Below are 6603 nucleotides of genomic sequence, written 5' to 3'. Positions count from 1 at the left end.
ATGATGATTGGACTCCTGGTTCACGCCCCACGCTGGCGGACTTGCTATGAACCACCGGCCTCAACTCATCCTGACCCGTAGGGGATCGCCGACCCGATGGTCGCAAGCATCAGCTGCCGATCTGCGGCGTATGGGTTCGGGCGGCGCGCAGGCCGTTGAGGATCACGATGACCTCGGCGACTTCGTGAACCAGGACCACGGCAGCGAGCCCCAGGACACCGAAGAGGGCGAGTGGGAGCAGCGCGGTGATGATCAACAGAGACAGGATGATGTTCTGGTTGATGATGCGGCGACCCCGACGGGCGTGGTCAAACGCTCTGGGGATGAGACGCAGGTCGTGGCCGGTGAACGCGATGTCGGCGGACTCGATCGCGGCGTCCGATCCGGTCGCGCCCATCGCGATGCCGATGTCGGCTGCCGCGAGAGCGGGCGCGTCGTTGATGCCATCGCCGATCATCGCGACCGGTCCTGCCTCGGAGAACGCTCCGATCGCGGCGGCCTTGTCTTCAGGGCGCAGTTCTGCGCGGACGTCGACGATCCCCGCCTGGGCGGCAAGGGCCTGCGCTGTGCGGGTGTTGTCGCCGGTGAGCATCGTCATTCCGACCCCCTGGCTTGCGAGGGTACGGACGACCTCGGGGACCTCGGGGCGTAGTTCATCTCGGACGCCGATCGCGCCGACTGGCGCTCCGTCTCGGTGCACGATCACGACGGTCATGCCTTGCTCTTCCAGTCCCTCGACCCGGTCGCCGAGCTCACCGGCGTCGAGCCAGCGCGGGCTGCCGACGGTGATCGTCGAACCATCGGCGGTGCCTTCGATGCCGTGCCCCGCCTGCTCAGTCACATCCGCCGCTGCGGTGACGCCCGGGGCGGCGGCGGTGATCGCCGCGGCGAGAGGATGAGTGCTGTGGTGCTCCAGCGCAGCGGCCCATGCGAGCACCTGTGCCTCGGTCAGGCCGTCGACGGTGAGGACCGCGGTGACGGCAGGCTCGTTGCGGGTGAGCGTGCCGGTCTTGTCAACGGCCACGTGCCGGACGGTGCCGAAACGCTCGAAGACCGCTCCAGACTTGATGATCACTCCGAACTCGCTCGCCGCGCCGATGCCGGCGACGACTGTCAGCGGGACGGAGATCGCTAGCGCGCAGGGCGAGGCTGCCACCAGCACCACGAGGGCGCGCGTTGCCCACAGCTCTGGATCGCCCAGCAGCGAGCCGATGATTGCGACCAACGCAGCAAGAATCAGGACACCAGGGACGAGCGGACGGGCGATCTTGTCGGCTAGGCGGGCACGTTCGCCCTTCTCGGTCTGCGCCTTCTCGACCAGCTCCACGATCGTGGTGAGCGAGTTGTCGGTACCCGCCGCGGTCGCCTCGACCTCCAGTGCGCCGGCGCTGTTGATCGCGCCAGCCGAGACCGCGTCACCGGGCTCGACCTCCACCGGGATCGACTCGCCCGTGATCGCCGAGGTGTCCAGGCTGGAGCGTCCCGCCCGGACGACGCCATCGGTCGCGATCCGCTCTCCCGGACGAACCACCATGAGCTGGCCGACAGTCAGTTCCTTCGCCGCGACCTCGACGGAGGCCCCGTCGCGCAGCACGGTCGCGGTGTCCGGCACGAGCTTCAACAGCGCCCGCAGACCACCGCGGGCGCGATCCATCGCCTTGTCTTCCAGCGCCTCGGCGATGGAGTACAGGAACGCGAGTGCGGCCGCTTCCTCGACGTAACCGAGAAGGACCGCGCCGATCGCACTGATCGTCATCAGCAACCCGATGCCGATCCTGCCCTTGAAGAGCCTGCGGACCGCGCCAGGTGTGAAGGTCGACGCGCCCAGCAGCAGGCCGATCCAGAACAAGACCAGAGCCACGGTCTCAGCCCCGGACCGCTCAGAGATCAGACCACTGAGAAAGGCGACACCGGAGAAGATCGGAACCAAGACACCGCGGTCCTTCCACCATGGCCGCTCCGCGCCCTCAACCTCCTCGCCCGTCGGCGTCGCACTCTCGTGCTCGCACCCACACGCCGCGCTCATGCACCCGCTCCAGTCCCGCAGCAGCCCGGCACCGTGCACGTCGAGTCCACGCAGGGAGCCTGCTCGTCCACGGCGAGTGTCACGTCCACCAGAGCGACGAGGGCCGCAGCGAGATGTGGGGTCGGCGATCTCGTAACGAGTCTGCCGTCCTTCGGGCTCTGCGACGACGATCCCGCAGTCTCGCAAGCACGTCAGATGGTTCGACACGTTCGAGCGAGTCAGCTCCAGCTCGTGCGACAGCACAGCCGGGTAGCTCGGGCTATCAAGGAGGGTCATCAGGATCCGGGAGCGCGTCGGGTCCGCCATGGCCCGGCCGAGCCGGTTCATGACGTCGAGGCGCGAAGCAATAGTCAGCATGTGCTGAACTATACAGTGCTCGCTGACCTTTTGTCAGTCTGGCTATCCGCCACGGAACACGCGAGAGGTCGCAACTTCAGCTGCGCTCAGGCGACCGACGACTCCGCCCTGGCAAGGTCGACGCAGCACACCGAGGGCGTGTCGAGCCTGTCTGGGTTGTCCAGGCCTCGCAGATGGCGACGGGTCTGCCCGTGCTCACCGCGCACGTGGTGGTCGATGCCGCGTGCTTCTACGACTGGCACGTCACTTCCGAATCCCTCGGTATAGTTCAGCGAACGTTGACCTATGGGCCTGGCAGAACGCCGGGAACCAGACCTGGAGGCCACTCTGACTCGCAGTCGGCAGATCTCTCTTGCACTCATCGCGGCGGCCTGATCGCTCTCGTCGTCGCTGTACTGCTCACCCGACCGGACTCTTCGTCGCCCGGCGCGGACGCTCCCCAGGGTTCACTCGAGAATCTGGTCCGTCCCGACAGCCCACGCATGACCGATGGTGATCAGGTTCAGCTGGTGGAGTTCCTCGACTTCGAGTGCGAGGCGTGCATCGCCCTGTACCCCCATGTGGAGGACATCAAGGACCGGTACGGCGACCGTGTCGAGTTCGTCGTGAGGTACATGCCTCTTCACGTGAGCTCGGTCAATGCTGCCTTGGCCGCTGAGGCTGCAGGCCGGGGTTACTCTCGCCGCCATCTTCGTCCACTGGCTCATCTGGGTGAGCCTGTATCGGATCGGCGCGTTGTGCCCGTACTGCATGGCCGTGTGGGCGGTCGCCATCCCACTGTTCGTGATCGTCACCCAACGAAACCTGCGCCTGCTGCCAGGCCAGACCGGCTCACGACGGGCCTGTACGGGCACGTGGGTCCACGCCTACCAGACTCCAGCCCTGGTCGGTTGGTTCCTCCTGGTCGCCGCGTTGAGCGCGGTGCGCTTCTGGGACTACTGGATCACACTCCTCGCCTGATCGAGGTCCTTCCTCACGTCCGACATGTCGATGTCCACGTACGTCGAGGTCAACGCGTGCTGCGGGCCGCCGACCTCACTCCAGAGCTCGTCGACGCTGCCACAGAAGCCCTCCTCATGAGCCACCGAAAGTTCTCAGAAACACGCCTCGAAGCGATGCGATTCACAGAGGAACGACGGCACGCCTGGCGGGCTGTCCCGTAAGACCCGTCCGGTGAACTGTCCGGTGAAGGGAGGCTATATGACACACTGGGGAGCATGTCCCCCTTGAAGGTCGGCTATGCCCGAGTCTCCACCGACGAGCAGGACCTGACCGCGCAGCGTGACGGACTCGCGGCGTTCGGCGTCGATCCCAAGCGCATCTACGTCGATCACGGGCTCACGGGCCGCAACGCCGACCGTGAGGGCCTGCGGCAGGCGCTGGCAGCGTGTCGGGACGGCGATACATTCGTGGTCACCAAGCTCGATCGGCTGGCGCGTTCAGTCCGTGATGCCCACCAGATCGCCGACGACCTCGCGGCGCGGGAAGTGAAGCTGAGCATCGCCGGATCGGTGTACGACCCGACCGACCCGATGGGGAAACTGTTGTTCAACGTGCTGGCGATGGTCGCCGAGTTCGAAGCCGACCTCATCCGTGCCCGCACCCGCGAGGGGATGAAGGTCGCCAAGGCCAAGGGCCGGCTGCGCGGGAAGTCACCGAAACTCACCCCCCGGCAAGAAGCTCACCTCGTCCAGCTACATGCCGCCGACGAGCACACCGTGGGCGAGCTGGCCGAGCTGTTCAGCGTGGGCCGCTCCACGGTCTACCGCGCCCTTCAGCGCGCCGAGCGCGGGCGCGAGAACGCCTTGCAGTAGGTGCGTCGTGGACGCTCGAGCGCGGTGGCGAATCCTCAGGCTCCACGTCGAGGACCAGGTGCCCCTCGCGCGCTTAGCTCGCGAGACCGATGTAGGGCTGCGGACCCTGGAGCGCTGGCACGCCCGCTACCGCGCCGACGGCTACGCCGGACTGGAGACAGCCTCACGGGCGGACACCGGGACCCGCCGCCTTCCGCCCGACCTCGTCGACCTGATCGAGGGCCTGGCACTGAGCAAGCCGCGGCCGGCCATCGCCACGATCCATCGCAAAGTCACCGGCATCTGCGCCACCCGGAGATGGCCGGTCCCCTCCTACTCGGTGGTGTGGGACATCGTGCGGACCCTGGATCCCGGCATGGTCACCCTCGCCCTGGAGGGCGCAGCGTCCTACCGCGACAAGCACGAGCTGGTGCTACGCCGGCAAGCAGAGCTGCCCAACGCGATGTGGCAATCCGATCACACCATGCTCGACATCCTGGTGGTGGGCACCGACGGCAAGCCCGCACGGCCATGGCTGACAACGATCCTCGACGACTGCTCCCGGGCGGTCTGCGGCTACACAGTCTTCCTGGGCGCACCGTCGGCGATGAACACCGCCCTGGCGCTGCGCCAAGCGATCTGGCACAAGACCGACCCGGCCTGGCCGATGTGCGGCTTGCCCGACGTGCTCTACGTCGACCACGGCAGCGACTTCACCAGTGACCAGCTCGCCCACACCGCCGTCGACCTCCATATCCGACTGATCCACTCCACCGTCGCCCGACCCCAGGGACGGGGCAAGATCGAGCGGTTCTTCGGGACCATCAACACCGAGCTACTCGCCACCCTGCCCGGACACATCACCGAAGGGGACCCCTGGCCGACACCGAAACTGTCCCTGGCCGACCTCGATAGCGCCCTGGAGGCGTTCGTGGCCACCTACAACGACCGCACGCACAGCGAGCTCGGAACCTCCCCGCGCAGCGCGTGGATCGCGGACGGCTGGCTGCCCCGAATGCCCGACAGCCTGGAAGACCTCGACAGACTGCTGTTGACCGTCGCCAAGACCCGCGTCGTGCGCCGCGATGGCATCCGCTTCCAGGGCCTGCGCTACGTCTCGCCAACTCTGGCCGGCTACGTCGGACGCTCGGTCGTGATCCGCTACGACCCCCGCGACATCACCGAGATCCGCGTCTTCGATCACGACGAATTCGTCTGCAAGGCCGTCAACCAAGAGCACCACGATCAAAAGGTCAGCCTCAAGGAGATCCAGGCCGCGCGCAACGCCCGCCGCCGAGCGCTGCGAGCCAGCATCAACGAACGCATCGCCCTCGTGGCCGCACCTACCGAGACGCCACGGATCACCGAAGCACCGGCTCCGGCGCCGAGGTCGGCGTTGAAGATCTACAAGGAGGACATCAGGTGAGCCAGCGCTTCATCGTCACCAAGGAGCACCGCCGCTTCACCGAGTTCGCCGACGCCGTGCGCCGCGGGCACACCATCGGTTTGTGCTTCGGATCAGCCGGCGTAGGAAAGACACTCTCCGCGCGCCGCTACGCACACTACGAGAAGGCTCATGACCTGCTGACCTACTGGGGGCCGCGCTCCGACAACGACGCCAAGATCTACGCCGCCTTGAACCGGAGCCGCACCGTGCTCTACACCCCCAGCGTGCTGACCACCCCGCGGACCCTGAAGGACGAGCTGACCCAAGCCATCACCCGCACCAACATGTGCATCGAGCAGCACCTCGTACCTCCCGGCACGGCCACTTCCGAGGCCTGGGGATGGCGACACGGCAGGAACTACGTGGAGCTGATCATCGTCGACGAGGCCGAACGACTGCGTCCCGCCGCTCTGGAACTGCTGCGCGATCGCTACGACCGCGACGACATCGCCCTGATCCTGATCGGCATGCCCGGCCTGGAGAAGCAGTTCAGCCACTACCCCCAGTTCTACAGCCGAGTCGGCTTCGCCCACCAGTACCGGCCCCTGGGACAAGACGAACTGCTGTTCGTCCTCGAGCGACACTGGCGATCCCTCGGCAAGACCCTCGACCCCGACGACTTCACCGACGCCCAAGCCATCGCAGCCATCGCACGGATCACCCGCGGCAACTTCCGGCTCCTCGAACGCCTCTTCCCCCAGATCCAGCGGGTCCTGAAGATCAACGAACTCGACACCATCACCAACGACGTCATCGAAGCCGCACAGAGCACCCTGGTCATCGGTGTCACCTGACCCCGCCACGAAGCGACCGAAGAACCCCGCCATTCAGCAGACGAAGTCACACCCTTGGCCTGGCCTGCATGCGTTGCAGTCATGTGGGCATGGGGATGGACCATCGAAAGGGCTCAGTGCACCCAGGTACCTGACCACCGGGAGCCTGACGGGAGTCGCTGAGGGCAGGAGCCGACTGATCTCCGC

At 66.5% G+C, this 6603-nt stretch carries 5 protein-coding genes and 2 pseudogenes; 6 read left to right on the top strand and 1 reads right to left on the bottom strand.

The features are described from left to right. Positions 1 to 109: 109 nt before the first annotated feature. The gene (locus ACYVKA_RS16605; protein WP_460707119.1) at positions 110 to 2383 is read right to left on the bottom strand and encodes a heavy metal translocating P-type ATPase; all 2274 of its coding nucleotides are present in this window, start codon (positions 2381 to 2383) and stop codon (positions 110 to 112) included. 173 nt (positions 2384 to 2556) lie between these two features. On the opposite strand from ACYVKA_RS16605, the pseudogene ACYVKA_RS16600 reads away from it, so the two are divergent. The 6 genes and pseudogenes from ACYVKA_RS16600 to ACYVKA_RS16575 all read left to right on the top strand — a co-directional run. Further along, positions 2557 to 2991: pseudogene (locus ACYVKA_RS16600) on the top strand (DsbA family protein); the annotation flags it as partial. Between the two features lie 31 nt (positions 2992 to 3022). After that, a pseudogene (locus ACYVKA_RS16595) lies at positions 3023 to 3115 on the top strand (hypothetical protein); the annotation flags it as partial. Positions 3116 to 3166: 51 nt separating this feature from the next. Continuing rightward, positions 3167 to 3343: a hypothetical protein gene (locus tag ACYVKA_RS16590; protein WP_220700338.1), complete on the top strand. Its 177-nt coding sequence runs from the start codon at positions 3167 to 3169 to the stop codon at positions 3341 to 3343. Between the two features lie 257 nt (positions 3344 to 3600). Continuing rightward, positions 3601 to 4197, top strand: a complete 597-nt coding sequence (locus tag ACYVKA_RS16585) for a recombinase family protein (protein ID WP_010534181.1) — start codon at positions 3601 to 3603, stop codon at positions 4195 to 4197. A gap of 7 nt (positions 4198 to 4204) precedes the next feature. Further along, positions 4205 to 5602 carry a transposase gene (locus ACYVKA_RS16580; protein ID WP_460707117.1) on the top strand — a complete coding sequence of 466 codons (1398 nt, stop codon included), beginning with the start codon at positions 4205 to 4207 and terminating at the stop codon, positions 5600 to 5602. After that, the gene (locus ACYVKA_RS16575; RefSeq protein ID WP_460707115.1) at positions 5599 to 6417 is read left to right on the top strand and encodes an AAA family ATPase; all 819 of its coding nucleotides are present in this window, start codon (positions 5599 to 5601) and stop codon (positions 6415 to 6417) included. Before ACYVKA_RS16580 ends, ACYVKA_RS16575 begins: the two co-directional genes overlap by 4 nt. Positions 6418 to 6603: the final 186 nt, after the last annotated feature.

The organism is Luteococcus sediminum, assembly GCF_054783495.1.
Note: the sequence above shows the minus strand (reverse complement) of the source record. Positions and strands in the feature narration are given on the sequence as shown.

Coding starts and splice junctions, on each gene's coding strand:
- ACYVKA_RS16605 (WP_460707119.1), bottom strand. CDS start 2,383: ATGCTGACTATTGCTTCGCGCCTCGACGTCATGAACCGGCTCGGCCGG.
- ACYVKA_RS16585 (WP_010534181.1), top strand. CDS start 3,601: ATGTCCCCCTTGAAGGTCGGCTATGCCCGAGTCTCCACCGACGAGCAG.